This is a genomic window from Magnetovibrio sp. (assembly GCF_036568125.1).
Lineage (GTDB): Bacteria > Pseudomonadota > Alphaproteobacteria > Rhodospirillales > Magnetovibrionaceae > Magnetovibrio.
In genome coordinates this window covers 152,490-167,498 of the sequence record NZ_DATCTF010000014.1, presented here as the reverse complement: position 1 = coordinate 167,498, position 15,009 = coordinate 152,490, and the positions used below count along the sequence as shown (strand labels likewise).

18 protein-coding genes and 1 tRNA gene are annotated in these 15,009 nt (G+C 59.7%); 13 read left to right on the top strand and 6 right to left on the bottom strand.

Annotation, left to right across the window (positions count from 1 at the left end):
- The first annotated feature begins 61 nt into the window (after positions 1 to 61).
- The 3 genes from VIN96_RS12565 (at position 62) to VIN96_RS12555 (ending at position 1,469) form a co-directional block, all read left to right on the top strand.
- Entirely contained in the window at positions 62 to 211 is a 150-nt protein-coding gene (locus VIN96_RS12565) for a hypothetical protein (protein ID WP_331896574.1), read from the top strand.
- Positions 212 to 310: 99 nt separating this feature from the next.
- Complete coding sequence (locus VIN96_RS12560) at positions 311 to 1,306, top strand: hypothetical protein (protein ID WP_331896573.1); 996 nt, start codon at positions 311 to 313, stop codon at positions 1,304 to 1,306.
- A gap of 73 nt (positions 1,307 to 1,379) precedes the next feature.
- Positions 1,380 to 1,469: transfer RNA gene (locus tag VIN96_RS12555), tRNA-Ser, on the top strand.
- A 59-nt stretch (positions 1,470 to 1,528) separates the two neighbouring features.
- On the opposite strand, the gene VIN96_RS12550 is transcribed toward VIN96_RS12555, so the two are convergent.
- The 3 genes from VIN96_RS12550 to VIN96_RS12540 all read right to left on the bottom strand — a co-directional run bounded on the left by VIN96_RS12550 (position 1,529) and on the right by VIN96_RS12540 (position 2,710).
- Positions 1,529 to 1,867: a hypothetical protein gene (locus tag VIN96_RS12550; RefSeq protein WP_331896572.1), complete on the bottom strand. Its 339-nt coding sequence runs from the start codon at positions 1,865 to 1,867 to the stop codon at positions 1,529 to 1,531.
- A 113-nt stretch (positions 1,868 to 1,980) separates the two neighbouring features.
- Entirely contained in the window at positions 1,981 to 2,184 is a 204-nt protein-coding gene (locus tag VIN96_RS12545; protein WP_331896571.1) for a hypothetical protein, read from the bottom strand.
- A gap of 100 nt (positions 2,185 to 2,284) precedes the next feature.
- Positions 2,285 to 2,710, bottom strand: a complete 426-nt coding sequence (locus VIN96_RS12540; protein WP_331896570.1) for a hypothetical protein — start codon at positions 2,708 to 2,710, stop codon at positions 2,285 to 2,287.
- A 202-nt stretch (positions 2,711 to 2,912) separates the two neighbouring features.
- Between VIN96_RS12540 and VIN96_RS12535 the strand changes: the two genes are divergently transcribed.
- The 3 genes from VIN96_RS12535 to VIN96_RS12525 all read left to right on the top strand — a co-directional run bounded on the left by VIN96_RS12535 (position 2,913) and on the right by VIN96_RS12525 (position 6,482).
- Entirely contained in the window at positions 2,913 to 3,347 is a 435-nt protein-coding gene (locus VIN96_RS12535; RefSeq protein WP_331896569.1) for a hypothetical protein, read from the top strand.
- Positions 3,348 to 3,474: 127 nt separating this feature from the next.
- The gene (locus VIN96_RS12530) at positions 3,475 to 5,214 is read left to right on the top strand and encodes a sensor domain-containing diguanylate cyclase (protein ID WP_331896568.1); all 1,740 of its coding nucleotides are present in this window, start codon (positions 3,475 to 3,477) and stop codon (positions 5,212 to 5,214) included.
- A 14-nt stretch (positions 5,215 to 5,228) separates the two neighbouring features.
- Positions 5,229 to 6,482 (top strand): DUF2336 domain-containing protein, encoded by a 1,254-nt coding sequence (locus VIN96_RS12525; protein ID WP_331896567.1) that lies wholly within the window; start codon positions 5,229 to 5,231, stop codon positions 6,480 to 6,482.
- On the opposite strand, the gene VIN96_RS12520 is transcribed toward VIN96_RS12525, so the two are convergent.
- Positions 6,467 to 6,775, bottom strand: a complete 309-nt coding sequence (locus VIN96_RS12520; protein ID WP_331896566.1) for a hypothetical protein — start codon at positions 6,773 to 6,775, stop codon at positions 6,467 to 6,469. The two genes, VIN96_RS12525 and VIN96_RS12520, sit on opposite strands and share 16 nt — an antisense overlap.
- 44 nt (positions 6,776 to 6,819) lie before the next feature.
- The gene (locus tag VIN96_RS12515) at positions 6,820 to 7,260 is read right to left on the bottom strand and encodes a bacteriohemerythrin (RefSeq protein ID WP_331896565.1); all 441 of its coding nucleotides are present in this window, start codon (positions 7,258 to 7,260) and stop codon (positions 6,820 to 6,822) included.
- 208 nt (positions 7,261 to 7,468) lie between these two features.
- Here VIN96_RS12515 and VIN96_RS12510 point away from each other — a divergent pair, with 208 nt between their 5' ends.
- From VIN96_RS12510 to VIN96_RS12500, 3 genes are all read left to right on the top strand, one after another.
- The gene (locus VIN96_RS12510) at positions 7,469 to 8,614 is read left to right on the top strand and encodes a PP2C family protein-serine/threonine phosphatase (RefSeq protein WP_331896564.1); all 1,146 of its coding nucleotides are present in this window, start codon (positions 7,469 to 7,471) and stop codon (positions 8,612 to 8,614) included.
- Between the two features lie 111 nt (positions 8,615 to 8,725).
- A complete protein-coding gene (locus tag VIN96_RS12505; protein WP_331896563.1) occupies positions 8,726 to 9,730 on the top strand; it encodes a ParA family protein in 1,005 nt (334 codons plus the stop codon).
- A gap of 21 nt (positions 9,731 to 9,751) precedes the next feature.
- A complete protein-coding gene (locus tag VIN96_RS12500) occupies positions 9,752 to 10,276 on the top strand; it encodes a hypothetical protein (protein WP_331896562.1) in 525 nt (174 codons plus the stop codon).
- 29 nt (positions 10,277 to 10,305) lie between these two features.
- Here the strand turns inward: VIN96_RS12500 and VIN96_RS12495 are convergent, their stop codons facing one another.
- Positions 10,306 to 11,097, bottom strand: coding sequence for a putative metalloprotease CJM1_0395 family protein (locus VIN96_RS12495; protein WP_331896561.1), 792 nt, complete (start codon positions 11,095 to 11,097; stop codon positions 10,306 to 10,308).
- 282 nt (positions 11,098 to 11,379) lie between these two features.
- Between VIN96_RS12495 and VIN96_RS12490 the strand changes: the two genes are divergently transcribed.
- The 4 genes from VIN96_RS12490 (at position 11,380) to VIN96_RS12475 (ending at position 14,997) form a co-directional block, all read left to right on the top strand.
- Positions 11,380 to 11,799 carry an ankyrin repeat domain-containing protein gene (locus VIN96_RS12490; protein WP_331896560.1) on the top strand — a complete coding sequence of 140 codons (420 nt, stop codon included), beginning with the start codon at positions 11,380 to 11,382 and terminating at the stop codon, positions 11,797 to 11,799.
- Positions 11,800 to 11,806: 7 nt separating this feature from the next.
- Positions 11,807 to 12,649: a YdcF family protein gene (locus tag VIN96_RS12485; RefSeq protein ID WP_331896559.1), complete on the top strand. Its 843-nt coding sequence runs from the start codon at positions 11,807 to 11,809 to the stop codon at positions 12,647 to 12,649.
- 28 nt (positions 12,650 to 12,677) lie between these two features.
- Entirely contained in the window at positions 12,678 to 13,904 is a 1,227-nt protein-coding gene (locus VIN96_RS12480) for a lytic murein transglycosylase (protein WP_331896558.1), read from the top strand.
- Between the two features lie 79 nt (positions 13,905 to 13,983).
- A complete protein-coding gene (locus VIN96_RS12475) occupies positions 13,984 to 14,997 on the top strand; it encodes a septal ring lytic transglycosylase RlpA family protein (protein ID WP_331896557.1) in 1,014 nt (337 codons plus the stop codon).
- The last annotated feature ends 12 nt before the right edge of the window (positions 14,998 to 15,009 follow it).

The window sequence follows — 15,009 nt, the reverse complement described above, 5'->3', positions numbered from 1 at the left end:
TTAGGCTGACTTGGATCTTCCACATCCAATGGCCGCGTTTCGACGTGGCAAAGGAGGTCTTATGCAAGCACCGTATATCGATGAATACACATCGCACCTGATTGGTGCGCCGAAGCGTCGTCACTGGCCGTTGGTCTTGTTGGCGGGCGTCGGCATGGAAGCCGCGATTGCGGCTTTGGCGTTTATCGTCATGATCATTTCGATGGTCTGAGATCGAACGCATAACGCATAAAAATGCGCCCCTTGAGCTTTGTGCCGGGGGCGCTTTTTTTGTCAACATTCGGACACACGCACTTGCTACAGTGCGGTCATGAGCTTGCCAGACGCCATTCCCGTCAATCCCGCCATCGCCCGCGACCAGCTTACGGACGGACGCGCGCGGTTTCGTGAAATCGTGGCGGCATTGAACGACGACCATGGTGCGGACCTGCCCGATGCGCGCTCGACGCAGGATTTTTTCACCACCTTGGCGGATGAGCCCCAAGGCACGGCGATTCCAGTCGATGTCTCCACGCCTCTGGACGGCATCAATATCATCGCCGTGCCGGGGTTCTTGACCGAATGCGTGGCGTTTTTGGCTGATTGTCTGACGGACGGCTTGGCGCATCTGCAAACCCTCGGCGCGCGCACCTCGATCGCGCCGGTGGCGGGGCGGGGGGGCTGCGACGAAAACGCCCGCAGGCTGCGCAATCATCTGGTCGCGCAAGACGACGCCCGATTGACCATTGTACTGCCGATGTCCAAGGGAACGGCGGACACGTTGGTGATGCTGGCGAAATACCCCGAAACGGCCGTGCGTATCGACGCGGTGGCCTCGTTGGTCGGGTGTGTGTGTGGGTCGCCCTTGCACGGCCTAGCGCCCGATTGGCTGAAATGGGTCGAGCGCACCGTGCCTTTGCCCACCTGTGCGCGCTTCGGCGGCGCGGCGGTGCATGACCTCAGCCCCGAAACCCGTGTCGCGTTCTTGAACGCCTTTCGCATGCCGGAGGGCGTGCGTACGTATAGCCTCTGCGCCGCTGTGGGGGCGGAGGAGATGTCGGCGGGCATGATGCCGTCCTACCGCGCCCTCAGCCGCATCGACCGGCTCAACGACGGGCAAATGTTGTTGGCTGACCAAATCATGCCGGGGTCGACCTTTCTGGGTGCGCTCAACTGCGATCACATCGCCACCGCGATGCCGTTCAATCGCAATCCCGGCGCGCTGGCGCGTTTTGTGACCCGGCGGTTCCTCGACCGCAACGCCTTTGCCCGCGAAATCATGGTCGAAGCCATGGTTCGTCAGATCATGGAAGATTTCGGCGTTTAAGCGCTTGCCGCGTCCGAGCGCGGCGAGGGGACTTGCCCCATTTCGCGGCGGGTGCTATCAGGTCACTCGCAATGGATGGGTGGCCGAGTGGTTGAAGGCACTGGTCTTGAAAACCAGCGAGGGTTAACGCTCTCCGTGGGTTCGAATCCCACCCCATCCGCCAAAAAAACAAGGGCCTCGCCGGTGAGCGGGCCCTTTTTTCGTTGTGTGGCGAGCGACGCCTTAGCGTCGCCAGGTGAACGCGGATTTGACCGTTTCGGTGAACAGCCTGGTGATGCGGAACACGTCCTGAGTGGCTTGCCTTAGAGTTTCGGCGAAGGATTGGTCGACCGGAGCGTTTTTGAGTTCCTGCGCCAAATCCTGGCCGCGGTTCAGGTTGACGATTTTCTGACCGCCGGCGGACAAAGTCACGGTGTCATGCACGCTACGACCGGTATCCGCGTCGGTTTTGGCGGCGCGATCATCGCTCGAGGAGGCGCGCGAAGACGCAGGCTTGCCGGCGTTGACAGCCTGGTTGAAAGCCTCGCGGACGCTGCTGGGTTGTGCTTCGATCGTTGCCATGGAGTAACTATAACATAACGCGCACGGCTTTGCCGACGGAAAAGCCCGGCCACGTTCACGGTGGCCGGGCTCTCGTTTGCGCACTGTGGGAGCGCTGTATTGCGAAAGTTTAGTTATGTAAATGACTTATAAGCCGCTTTGAAAGCGTCTCTGTCGGCTTCTTTTTCGAAATACACCGCAATGGATTTTTGTCTCAATTCGGTCGAAATTGCCTCGATGTCAACGTCCCATTCACCTTTGCAATTCGCATCCAACCAATCTTCGATCACGTTGATTGGCGTGGATGTCTTGAATTTGAGACCTGTGCTTAGGGCCATGTCATGCTCCTTACTTTAGAAACAATCACCACATCAGATACCCATTTTTGTCAGGGTGTGCAAGAGAGCGGATGATACGCTTACACCGTGCAATAGATGCTTAGTTGATGGTCATGTTGGCGGTGATGGGGACCACTTCGGCCTCGACCTCGACCGATTTTCCGTCGCGATCGAAAAGCGCATATCCTTCAATAGCGCCGATCATGATTTTTTCGCGCATGTCGGCCAATAAGGTTTGCGCTTGTTCTTCGCTGGGCATGCTGGCGTCGGAATTTTCGGCGATACCGACGATGACCATGTTCCAATCGGCATTATGGGCATCGGCGGTGTCGCGTACCGAGCTGAAGGTCATGCCGTGTGCGGCGGGTTGGTGGGCGTCGAACAGCACTTGCACCATGGTGGCTTCCTCGTCCGCACCGTCAACCGCCCCGACGCGCACAAATACGTACAGCATGCGGTGCTTGGACCGAGACATGACGCACTGTTGGGCCAAATCTTCAAAACTTTCGGCATTCATTGAGTTCATGGTGGTCTCGACTGGTTTGAAGTGGAGGGGAGGGGAATGTTCACTGGCATTTAGGGGTTCAAAGTCCGGATGTCCAGTGGGGAAGTTACGAATTGTTAAGGAGAAGGAGCTATAAGTCACTGTTATTGAAAGCAGTGTTGGCACTTGCGTGCAAGTGCTGGGGGTCCAGAAGGACGCCGCTATAAAAGACAGGAAGTCGAACGTGATGCACTCCGTAAACATGATGTGTCGCGCTGCGTTGGGATCGCGAAAGATCGTCGGCGCAGTGCTGGCTTTCACGGCCGGGTTGGTGGGCGTTTCGTCGTCCAGCGCGGCTGAACTCATCGCACAGGCGGAAATCGCCGCAGCGCCACCAGCGGTATTGCGCGTTGACGTTTCGTCCGCTTGCGTCGGCCAAGGCGCGGTGTTCAAAATCGTCAACCGCGGCAGCCAATGGCCGCGCACCAGCCTGCTGCGGCTCTATTACACCGATGACAATTCCTTAATCGGCCAACGCCGCTTGCGGTTGGCCGACAATCAGCGCGTGTCATTCGCCGTTAACGACAAGGTCGCAGCCGGGCGTCCCATTGGCGTTTGGCTCGATCCGGGCTGGTATAAACGCGGTTTTCAATTCGATGCGGAAGCAACGTGTTCGTAAGCTTCGTGATGCTCATTGCGCGTGCGTGACATTTCCTAAACAGCCCCCGTTCAGGGGGCTGTTTTTCGTTCAAAGGAGGGCATACAGCGCTTTAGCTTATGGAAATGATGGGGAATAAGCGTTTAATATGAAATCCATGACAGGCCTTGCACCCATCAATGTCACTATTTTTCCACCAGCCGATGCGCAAGGCGAGGTGGTTCACGCCGTCAGCGATGCCATGAGCCCCGAAGCCCTGTTGGTGTCGGGTTATGGGGAAGCGGCGGTGGTTTTGAATTTGCAAACCAACCACGCAATCGCCAATCGCCATGCATCACGGGTCGCCTCTTTGTTCGAAGGCGACGTCAATGCCCAGCTCAAGCAGCTGATCGACATGGCTGCCGATCACGCCAAGGTGGTGACGGCCAATCTTTCCCTGCCGGGCCTTTCGGGGCAGTCGATCTATCAGCTCAATATCATTCCCAAAGTCTTGGGTGAACAGCTTTTGTTTTTGTTTCACGACCAGACCCTGGATAACAATTTGCGCGACGCGCTGATCGAATCGCGCCAGCGTTTCAAAGACTTGGTCGAAGTATCCAGCGATTTTTCCTGGGAAGTCGGGGACGAAGGGCGTTTCATCTTCGTTTCGCGCACCGGCGCGTTGGGCTATGCGGCGGATGATATGATCGGGCGAAAACCGGAAGATTTCATCGTCGGCGCGGAAGAGTACGCACCCATTCCATTTTTATCCGACAAGCGCATCGAAGATATGGAGGTGTGGATGTACCGCGCCGACGGCGGCATGGCCTGCGTGGTGGTGTCGGCGATCCCGTTTTTCGAAGACGACGGCACGCCGCTCGGCGTGCGCGGCGTGTGTCGCGACGTCACGGCGGAGCGCGAGCGCGCCGTGGCCCTGGCCCATGCCCACCAGCGCGAACAGGTGCTCGGCTATATCGTCAACACCATTCGCGACGAAATCGATCCCACCGACATGCTCGCCGCCGCCGCCGCAGCGACCGCGCGGGCTATGGGCGCCAGCGGCTGTCGCGTTTTGCGTATGACTGTGGGCAAGGAGATCGATGCCCGTCTCGAGTTCGAGCCCGCCGCCGAATTCGGTACCGGCGGACCGGGCCAGATGGGCGAGGGGTTTTTGACGTTTAGCAAGCACGATGCCTGGCTGCGCGAAGAAGAAATCGAAGGATGGCGGGTGATCGCTGCGCCGTGCCAGCACAGCGGTGAAATCAACGGCGTCATATGCCTTTGGAAGCGTTCCGACTGGTCCGACGACGACCGCTTGCTGGTCAACGACATATCCAACCAGCTGGGTATCGCGATCGAACAGATCGAAAACCACGAAAGCATCGTGCGCCTGTCGCGGACCGATGCGATGACCGGCTTGCTGAACCGGCGGGCCTTTTACGACGACGAACTGCCGCGCCGTTTCCATCGCCTTGAACGCGAAGGCGCCAGCGGGGCGCTGTTTTACATCGATATGGATAACTTCAAGCTGGTCAACGACGTGCACGGCCATTTGAAAGGCGACGAGGCGATCATGCGTCTGCGTGATCTGCTGCACGATTTCGTGCGTCCCGGCGACGTCATTGCGCGTTTGGGCGGCGACGAATTCGCGCTGTGGCTGGACAACATGGACGAAGAGGCCGCCGTTGCCCGCTCGCGACAACTCCTGGTGTTGTCCGAACAGCTTCGCGAACTGTCGGGTGACCCGGATCGCCCCTTGGGCATTTCCATCGGCATCGCGGTCTATCGCCCCGACACCAAGGAGGACCTGGAAAGCCTCTTGGCGCGCGCCGATAGTGCGATGTACGAAGTGAAACAAAAATCCAAGGGTGACTGCTGTCTCGCCGCACCCTACAGCCTTGCCGGTTGAGGAGGATTTGTCCGGTGTTTAAAAGCCTGGTCAACACGTTTCGCGGCAAGCCCATCGGCTATGATGAGGCCAAAAAACTCGCCCAGGACAAAAACGTCAAGGTGCGTCTCAAACTCGCCAAACGCGAGGATTTAGCGCCTGAATTGCTCTATTTCCTGGCGGAAGATTCGTCGCCGGAAGTGCGCCGCGCCATCGCCAAAAACGCCGCGACCCCGCGTCAGGCGGACCTGTTGCTGTCGGGCGACGATGACGATGGGGTGCGTTTCAATCTGGCGGAAAAGATTGCGCGTCTGATCCCCGGCCTAAATGCCGCCGAATTGGACAAGGTGCAAGAACTGGCGCATCAGGTTCTCGATCGCCTCGCCAAGGATCAGGCGACGCGGGTGCGGCGCATTCTGTCGGAAACCCTGAAAGACATCGCCAACGCCCCGCCGGATGTCATCCGCCGCTTGGCGCGGGACGTCGAACTGGTGGTCTGCGCGCCGGTGCTGGAACATTCGCCGGTTCTGACCGATGAGGATTTGCTCGACATCATCACCTCCGGTCCGGTGCTGGGTGCGTTGAGCATCATTTCCAAACGCAAAAACCTCAGCGAAGACCTTACCGACGCAATCTATTTTTCCGAAGACATCGACGCCATCGGCCTGATGCTGGGCAATAAATCGGCGCAAATCCGCGAAGATACCCTCGACCGCATCGTCGAACGGGCGCGCGACATCGAACCCTGGCACGAGCCTCTGGTCGGTCGGCCGACCCTATCGCGCAAAGCGGTGTTGCGTTTGGCGGAATATGTCTCCGATCGCTTGCTCGATACCTTGGCGTTGCGGTCCGACTTGGGCGACAAGGTCGCCGAAGCCGTGCGCGAGGAATTCGAACGGCGTATGGAAGCGGCAGAGCGCAGCCGCAGCCGTGACGAAGGCGGGCCGCCGGGCGAGCGGGCAAAAAAGCTGTTCGAGCAAGGTGAACTGGACGACAAGACCGTGCGTGAAGCCGCCCAAGGCGGTGATACGGAATTCGTCAAAACCGCATTGACGCTCAAGTCCGGGCTGCGTCTGGGCACGGTGACGCGCATTCTCGACGTCGCCAGCGTCAAGGGCGTTGTGGCGTTGTGCTGGAAAGCCGGGCTGAGCATGCAGACGGCGGTGCTGGTGCAAAAACGCATCGCCAAAGTCCCGCCGCGCGAAGTGCAGGGCAGTACCGATGGCGGTTTCCCGTTCACCGAGGACGAAATGTCCTGGCAACTGGACTTCTTTCAAGATTCCGTTTGATGCGGAGGCGTGGCGTCGTTGGCCGCTTCTTTTGCTTTTGCGGCGGCTTGTTTGGCCGCCCATTTTGCGTCTGAACGGATCGACCATTTTTCAAGAAAAACGCCAAATCCGTACAGCAAAGCGCCCGGCACCAACGCCAGCACGGACAGCGCCGTGCCGGTGGGATCGGACGTCACCTGTTGGGCGAGCTTGTCCCAACCGTACACGAAACCCATGGTCAGGTGGCTGAAGACCGCCAGCGTGCCACCGATGCCGATCAGCAGCCAGCCGAAGAATTTGACGACCTGTCCCATATTTGATCCGTTACGTGATGATGAAAACGATGCGATGAAGGCTATTAGTGAATAGTGGCCATAATGGCGTCGATATCTTGTCCAGATCTGGCCACCACATCCTTATAATCCATATCGCGAATGAGGATGTGGGTTTGTAGCCAACTAAGGAGAAAATCGCGGATTTCCTCTTCCAAATCCGACGAGGGATTGAGCATGTAACGCCGTCGGGCGTCGAGCAGCTGTTCCTTGAGTTCCAGATGGGTCTGCTTGTGTTGTGCCAAGTCGTCGTAACCGCAGGCACCCATGACGGCCTCTTCGCGGGCGAAATGGTAATTGGTATAGTCCAGCAGGACCGAAAAAATGCCGTCTGTCACGAACACGCCCTCGTCATTTTCCAGGGCGTCGACGAAATCGTTGAGCGCTTGGATAAGGATTTTGTGGTCGTTATCGAGCGCCGCGCAGCCAACACTCATGTCGTCGGTCCAGGCAATTTTGGCCGTCATTCGTCCCCCTCAGGCGTAGACCTTGGCGTGTGTAGGCAACCCGTTGTGATTGTTTTTGATGCCTGCAACCAATTCAGCCACGATCATCACTGATATTCAACCGCTTTTCATGAGATCGTAACCATTGCGTTGCTTTGGTTTTGCTATGAATTGGTGTTATGTATGCTCCTGAGCCATGGGGGCTGGCACAAATGGAGACGCGGGGGCGATGCCCAAAACACTGATCATCGACGACGATCCTGAATTCGAACAGCACATCCGCGCCCATTTTGGTGGTGACACCGGCAACGACGACACCCGTTTCGTTTTCGCCCGCGATCAAGCCCAAGCGCTTGCGATGATGGCGGAATTGGACGATATCGATATCGCCGCCGTGACCATCGACAGCGACGACATCGGCGGTTTGGGCGTGTTTCGCAAGCTCAAGGGCAAACGCTTGCGGGTACCGCGCATCGCCGTAACCAAAAGCCGCGATCTGGCCGCCATCCGTAGCGCCATGAACCAAGGTGCGGTGGACTTTCTCACCAAACCGGTGGCCATGGACGATCTCTTGGCGACCCTGGAAAAAGTCTACGCCGACTGTGAATTGCGCCGCAAAGCGTGGCGGACCGAATCACAATTGGCGGCGATTCGCCGTGAAATGGATCTCGCCGGGACCATTCAAAAACGCATTTTGCCGGCGCAGTTTCCCAATTCCGAACATTTGCAGGTGTTCGCGCAAACCACCCCGGCGCAGGAAATGGGTGGCGATTTTTACGATTTTTTCGATCTCGACGACGGCACCATCGCGGTGGTGGTCGCCGACGTGTCGGGCAAGGGGGTTCCCGCGGCGTTTTACATGGCGGTGGTGCGCACGCTGTTTCGCGCAGCGGCGCAGGGCCAGCCGGGACCGGCGGCGTGCCTATCCGAAGTCAACCGTTTGCTCATCGATCACGACATTCCGGGCATGTTCGTGACCGCGTTCTATGGCGTGCTCAATCCCGAAACCTGGGACTTCACCTTCGCCAACGGCGGTCACCTGCCGCCGTATCTGGTGCGCGAAAACGGCGAGGTGACGGCAATCGAAACGGGCGACGGCGTGGTGTTGGGGTTCGAGCACGGCGTGCCGTATCAACAAGACGCGATCCGGCTGGAAAAGGGCGACGCCTTGTTTATCTACACCGACGGTTTGACCGAAGCGTTCGACGCCGCGCGCAACCCGTTCAGCGAAGAACGTTTGATCGATTGCTTGCTGCAAAATCGCTCCTTGTCGGCGCACGCGCTGACCGCCAACGTGTTCGCCTTCGTCAGCGGCCACACCGACGGCGCGCCGCAATCCGATGACATCACCAGCTTCGTCATTAAGCGGTTTTGAGCAATTTTTCTCAATTTTAGCTGCAATTTTATCGAGTGACTGACGTCATAGCGGGACCTTTGTCCGGTGCCTTAGGCTGATCGAAATACTGATGAGCCAAGGAGACCTTCCATGCATGTCATCGCCGTCGTCTCGCAAAAAGGCGGTTCGGGCAAGACCACCCTAACCGGGCATTTGTCGGTGCAGGCCGAACGCAGCGGCCACGGTCCCGTCGCCGTGATCGATACCGATCCGCAGGGCAGCCTCGCCGCGTGGTGGAATGAACGCGAAGACCCCGCACCGGTTTTCGTGCAGACCACCTTGCACGAATTGCGCGAGCACCTCGCCAATATGCGTCAAGCCGGGGTGCGCACCGTGGTTATCGATACCCCGCCTGCGATCACCGGCGCCATTCACGAGGTTATCCGCATCGCCGATTACGTGGTGGTGCCGACCAAGCCCAGCCCGCACGACCTGCGCGCCGTGGGGGCCACGGTGAAATTGGTGGAATCATGCGCCAAGCCGATGGTGTTCGTGCTCAACGACGCCTCGCCACGCGCCAAGATCACTTTCGAGGCCGCCATCGCGCTCAGCCAGCACGGCACCGTGGCGCCTGTGACCATTCACCACCGCACCTTGTTCGCGTCTTCCATGATCGACGGGCGCACCGCCATGGAATTGGAACCGAACGGCCAGTCCGCCACTGAAATTCTGGGGTTGTGGGAATACATCAACGCCCGTCTCAACGCCCAGGTGGTGCCGACCGCGATCGGCTTGGATGCCCTCAACCGCCGCGACGGCTTGTCCAGCGGCAAACAGCCGTTTGCACTGTCCACGGCGCAAGGTGAATTCAGCGACGAAGACGAAGAAGCCCCGGAATTGATCGTCGAGACGCCGGACCCGCAACAGGTGCCGCTGACCGCCGTCAAACCGCTCGAACGCGTGCCCGATCCGGTCCCGCGGGCCTTCGCCACGCCACCGGGCGCACCCGGAACCGGGCCGAACTTATGGGATGGTTTCGCCCCATCGCCGGAGGATGGTAAGGACCTGCGCCCGCAAACGACGCAGCCTCAGCGAACCAGCAACGGTCATGAACCGCGCGTATTCGGCCGCCGCCAAGTGCGCCAAGTGATTTAAAGAGGGGAGGACACACGCATCATGGCCACCAGCATCAAACCCGTATCCCGTCCGGTTGCCCGTCTCGACGCGTCGTTGATTTTGGCGCGTAAGGGCGAGGCGATGCCCGCCGTCGCCGCGACCCAGCACAACAATCCCGCCTTGGCCTGGGGGGCGCAACCGCATCCTCAGGACTTTCAACCTCAGCACCACCACCAGACTCAATTGCATCCGGTTGCACACGCGAACCCGCAGCCGAACCTGCAAGCGCATCCGCAGCCGCAACACCAGGTTCAGCGCATCAAGCCGGTCGCCACGGCACGCCTGCGCAGCGACTCGTTCGTCGGCATGCGCACGCCCTCGACGGGCACGCGCCCATGCTCGCAACCCCAAAGCGACGATGTCGCGCTGACCTTGCGCATCGAAGATGAAATGTATCTGCGGCTGAAATATCTGGCGCAGAAAAGCGGCTTGAGCACGCGCAAAATTCTCAATGATGCACTGGCGTTCCATCTCGTGCGCAAGGGCGTGCCTCGGGCGCGCAAAATGGTTCTTAAGCCTGAATAATCAATTGTCTACCATCATAAGTTAATGGCTTAGATGATGATGTTGAAGCTCTGCTGCGCGTTCAAAAAGAGCGCGTTGCGGGCTTGGCGGGCGGTGAACGCCTGGCCGTCCTCGGCGCCGTTGTTGCGGTAGGCTTGGTTGGCCTTGCTCAATTGGGCGCGGATCGGGGACGTGGTGGATGGGTCTTCGGCGACGTTCAAGCGTTCCTTGCGCGCCTCTTGGGCGACTTCGTTCAGCACTTGGCGGGCCTGGGCGGCGACGGCGATGTCTTGGCTGGAAGGGTTGGCCGGGGCCAGGGCGGCGCGGATCACGGCCTCCATCTTCGCGGCGGTTGCAGCGGCGGATTGCTCGCGCCCGGTGTCGATGGAGACTTCGCCGCTGACGGCGTATTGCTGGCCGTCGGGGCCGCGGGTGTAGGTGAACTGCGCCGCGCCGGTCAGGCTGCTGCCGGCAGCACGGTGGGCGCGTTCGTGGGCGCGCACTTCACGGTCGATTTTTTTCAGTTCCTGAACGCGCTGCTGTTCTTCTTCGCTCAATTCGGCATCGAAGTTGGACGATGTGCGCTTTTGACCCGATTGGCTGTGGCCGCCTTGGTCGCGCAACGGACTATCGCGGCGCACATGGGTGTCGTTGCGCGCCTCTTGTGCGGCCAGCAAAGTGGCTTGGGTGGTGACGTAAGTGGTGTAACCGGGGCCTTGCGAGGTTTTGGGCGCGGGCGCAGGCGCGGCGGCGACGCGGGCCTTTGGGCGCGACGAAGGGCCGACCCCCAATGATGAGGCATCCATGGATCCGTAGCTGGTGCGGACCTGATTGTCGATCATCTCTCGCCACTCTGCACGATATGGTTCGCGGTGTGCCGGTACATGCACTGCAGAGGGTTTCTACCCGGTTTCGTCGCGTTCTCGCGATATCAAAGGCCGCATTTTATAGAAAATCTCAGCTATTTTCCAGAACCTTGCGTTCCGCACCGGCCCCGAGATCGCCGGAACTTGACCATGCGGGAGCTTTTGGGCGATGCTCATGGCGATGAGAAGCGTTGAATAACACCGCCATACGGACCACATGCAACGAGTGTCGAACGTTCCCGGTCGGAGGGTTTACCCATGCACGTCATCACCGCCTTACGTTTCGCCGGCCCCATCGCGGTTGTGCTGATATGCGGGCTCAGCGTTCAATCCGCCAGCGCCGACGCGTGGACCTGCCCGCAGCTTCACGAAGCGGCATTTCTCGACGAACCCGACGAAGTGCGCGAAGTCCTGGCCCATGGCGTCGATGTCGATTGCACCGATGTGTTGGGTCAGACCGCCCTGGTCACGGCGGTGAACGGTGCGTCGATGGCATCGTTCGACGTGTTGATGCAATCGGGCGCGCGGGTCGACGTGCGGACCGAATTTGGCCAGTCCTTGCTGCAGCACACGAAAAAGAAATTCAGCTCGGTTGACCACCAAAAGGGCTTGGAGCAGTATCGCGCCTTGTACAAAACCATGATCGCGCGGCTGCAAACGGCGGGCGCTGCCAATTGAGGATCCCTTGGACGTCTCATCGCTGACATTCGTGCTGACCAGGATCCTTGCGTTCGCTCTCAATCCGGTTTCGCTGTTCATCGCCGGGCTGCTGCTGAGCTTGCTTCTGATGCTGTCACGCCATTGGGCCGGTAAGGGACGGGTGCTGCTGGGTTTCGTGCTGCTCAATTACATCGTTTTCGCGATATTTCCCGTCGGCGTTTGGGCAGTGAACAAACTGGAAGACCGCTTTTCCACGGTGCGCGATTATCCCGGTTCCGTTGCGGGCATCTTGGTGTTGGCGGGGTCCGTGAACACGGTCATGACCCGCGAGCGCGATCAGGTCGCGGTGGGCGGCAACATCGAGCGGCTGACCGAATTCATGCGTTTGGCCCGTGCCCATCCCGAAGCCAAACTGGTTTACGTCGGGGGGCAGGGGCGGTTGTTCGATCGCAAGCCGTCCGAGGCCGAAGTGGCTGAGCGGTTCTTGCGCGAAACCGGCCTGGACACCACTAAAGTGTGGTTCGAAGATCGTTCGCGCAACACTGAAGAGGGCGCGCTGATGAGCTATCGTCAACTGCAGCCGGGCGACCAGCCCTGGGTGCTGATCACATCGGCGCGCCATATGCCGCGTGCGGTGGGTTTGTTCCGCAAGGCGGGATGGACCGTGTTGGCCCATCCGACTGATTATCTGACCTTGCCGGGTGAACCGCAAACGTGGGCGCCCACCTGGCCCGGTGGGTTGGGGTTTGCCAATGAGGCGCTGTACGAATGGGCGGGGCTGGCTTTTTCATGGTTGCGCGGCAAAATCGACGAGCCGTTTCCCGGTCCTTTCCCTGCCGGGGACGCTGTGGCACAAGTGAGCAACTAGAGATTCTCCAACCGGGGGCACCACACCCATGCGCAGGCTGTTATTTTCGATCCTCGCCATCTTCGTTTTGAGCGCACCGCTTGCCGTTCACGCCGAAACCGATCCCACGGGGCAACAGCAACCGTTCGACGAATGGCTGGTGGAATTGCGTGCCGAAGCCCTCGCCAAAGGCATTTCCGCGGCCACCTTGGACGCGGCGCTGACCGGATTGGAGCCGATCCCCCGTGTGATCGAACTGGACCGCCGTCAGCCGGAATTCACCTGGACGTTTCGCAAGTACATGGAAAAACTGGTCAACGGCCAGCGCATCGAAAAGGGTAAGCAAAAGCTTGCCGAAAACGTCAAATTGCTGACCGAAATCGGCGATAAATACGGAATCCAGCCACGCTTTTTGGTGGCGTTTTGGGGCTTGGAAACGGACTTCGGGCGCCTGGCGGAGGGTTATTTTTCGACCATCGCGGCGTTGGCGACCTTGGCTCACGACGGGCGGCGCAGCGCGTTTTTCCGCGAACAGTTGCTCACCGCGCTGAAAATCATCGACCAAGGCCACATCACGGCGGAACGCATGAAAGGTTCGTGGGCGGGGGCCATGGGGCATTTTCAGTTCATCCCCACCACGTTCGATGCCTACGCCACCGACTACGACGGCGACGGCAAGATCGACATTTGGGGCAATCAAGGCGACGCCTATGCCTCGGCGGCCAACTTCCTCACCAAATCGGGCTGGAAGGGCGACGAGATCTGGGGTCGCGAAGTGGTGTTGCCCAAGGGCTTCGATTTCAACATGGCCGACATGAAGGTGCGCAAGACCTTGCCCGAATGGCAAGCGTTGGGCGTGCGCAAGGTCGGCGGCGGCAATCTGCCGGTCCCCACCAACGTCGTGATGACGGCGTCCATCGTCGCACCGGCGGGCGCGAACGGCCCGGCGTTCTTGGTCTACAAGAACTTCCGCACCGTGATGGTGTGGAACCGGTCGATTTTCTACGCCTTGGCCGTCGGTCAACTGGCCGACCGCATCATTGGGCTGCCTGCGTTCACCACCTTAGGTCCCGCAGGGGGGCGGGGGCTGAGCCACGCGGAAGGCATGGAGCTTCAACAACGCCTGAGCGCGTTGGGGTTTGATACCGGCGGCGTGGACGGCGTGGTGGGGCCGAAAAGCCGCGAGGCGATCCGCGATTTTCAACGCGCGACCGGTCTGGTGCCCGACGGCCATCCGTCTGTGGAGCTGTTGGAACGGGTGAAAAAAGGCCTGTAGGCACAGGACGTTTACACTTCCGAAAGCACTGGCATGTAAAAGTTGAGCCGAAAGAATACATTCGGCTTGAGAGACCTTCATGCGCCTGATTTACAAATTGAGCCTTGTTGCGGTGAGCGCCGGACTGCTGGCGGCGTGTGCGGAAACCAAATTCGTCATGCACACGGCCAAGCGCCTGGGCGAAACCAACAAGTCCCAAGGCGATTATAAAGTCGGCAAGCCCTATCAGGTCGGGGGCATTTGGTACTATCCCAGCGAAGACATGTCGTACGACCGCACCGGCATCGCGTCGTGGTACGGTCCCAATTTCGACGGCAAACGCACCGCCAACGGCGAGATTTTCGATCAGTGGGAAGTCTCGGCCGCGCACAAGACCTTGCCGATGCCATCGGTGGTGCGGGTCACCAATCTGGTCAATGGCCGCTCCTTGGTGGTGCGCATCAACGATCGCGGGCCGTTCAAGCCCGGCCGCATCATCGATCTGTCGCGCCGCGCGGCACAGTTGCTGGATATCGAAAAATCCGGCACCGCCCAGGTGCGGGTGCAAATCCTGCCTCAGGAAAGCCGCATCCTGGCCCAGCGCGCCAAAGCGGGTGGCACGCAATTGCTGGCCGCCGATACGCCGATCAAGGCCGAGGGGGTGAGCTCGCAACCCGTCGCCAGCCAGACGCTGCCCGAACCGCCGCAGATGAAAATGAATTCCAAGCTATATGTGCCGCCGCGACAAAGTGTCGAATCCGCGCCCATTGAAATGGCCAAGGTCGAACAGGCGCCGCTGGTCGATGCGCCCGTAACCGAAGCCCAACGTCCTGTAAAGGTTGGTGAAGTCGCCCAAGTCGCGGTGTCGCCGACACGGCTTTTCATTCAGGCCGGGGCTTTTTCCAATGCAAGCAATGCAGAACGCGTGAAGCAGCATTTGGCCACCATCGGCGATGCCCGCGTGACGCCGGTGTCGGTCAACGGCCGCGACTTTTATCGCGTGCGCATCGGGCCGCTGACCACCGTGGCGGAAGCCGATGCCTTGTTGCCGCAAATCATCGATGCGGGTTACAGCGGCGCGCGCACGGTGGTCGACAGCACCGCGACCAATTGAGCGCCACACTGT

Bases quoted from the DNA above. Each gene is read 5' to 3' on its own strand.
- VIN96_RS12565 (WP_331896574.1), top strand. From the start codon at position 62: ATGCAAGCACCGTATATCGATGAATACACATCGCACCTGATTGGTGCG.
- VIN96_RS12560 (WP_331896573.1), top strand. From the start codon at position 311: ATGAGCTTGCCAGACGCCATTCCCGTCAATCCCGCCATCGCCCGCGAC.
- VIN96_RS12550 (WP_331896572.1), bottom strand. From the start codon at position 1,867: ATGGCAACGATCGAAGCACAACCCAGCAGCGTCCGCGAGGCTTTCAAC.
- VIN96_RS12545 (WP_331896571.1), bottom strand. From the start codon at position 2,184: ATGGCCCTAAGCACAGGTCTCAAATTCAAGACATCCACGCCAATCAAC.
- VIN96_RS12540 (WP_331896570.1), bottom strand. From the start codon at position 2,710: ATGAACTCAATGAATGCCGAAAGTTTTGAAGATTTGGCCCAACAGTGC.
- VIN96_RS12530 (WP_331896568.1), top strand. From the start codon at position 3,475: ATGAAATCCATGACAGGCCTTGCACCCATCAATGTCACTATTTTTCCA.
- VIN96_RS12520 (WP_331896566.1), bottom strand. From the start codon at position 6,775: ATGGGACAGGTCGTCAAATTCTTCGGCTGGCTGCTGATCGGCATCGGT.
- VIN96_RS12515 (WP_331896565.1), bottom strand. From the start codon at position 7,260: ATGACGGCCAAAATTGCCTGGACCGACGACATGAGTGTTGGCTGCGCG.
- VIN96_RS12510 (WP_331896564.1), top strand. From the start codon at position 7,469: ATGCCCAAAACACTGATCATCGACGACGATCCTGAATTCGAACAGCAC.
- VIN96_RS12505 (WP_331896563.1), top strand. From the start codon at position 8,726: ATGCATGTCATCGCCGTCGTCTCGCAAAAAGGCGGTTCGGGCAAGACC.
- VIN96_RS12500 (WP_331896562.1), top strand. From the start codon at position 9,752: ATGGCCACCAGCATCAAACCCGTATCCCGTCCGGTTGCCCGTCTCGAC.
- VIN96_RS12495 (WP_331896561.1), bottom strand. From the start codon at position 11,097: ATGATCGACAATCAGGTCCGCACCAGCTACGGATCCATGGATGCCTCA.
- VIN96_RS12490 (WP_331896560.1), top strand. From the start codon at position 11,380: ATGCACGTCATCACCGCCTTACGTTTCGCCGGCCCCATCGCGGTTGTG.
- VIN96_RS12480 (WP_331896558.1), top strand. From the start codon at position 12,678: ATGCGCAGGCTGTTATTTTCGATCCTCGCCATCTTCGTTTTGAGCGCA.
- VIN96_RS12475 (WP_331896557.1), top strand. From the start codon at position 13,984: ATGCGCCTGATTTACAAATTGAGCCTTGTTGCGGTGAGCGCCGGACTG.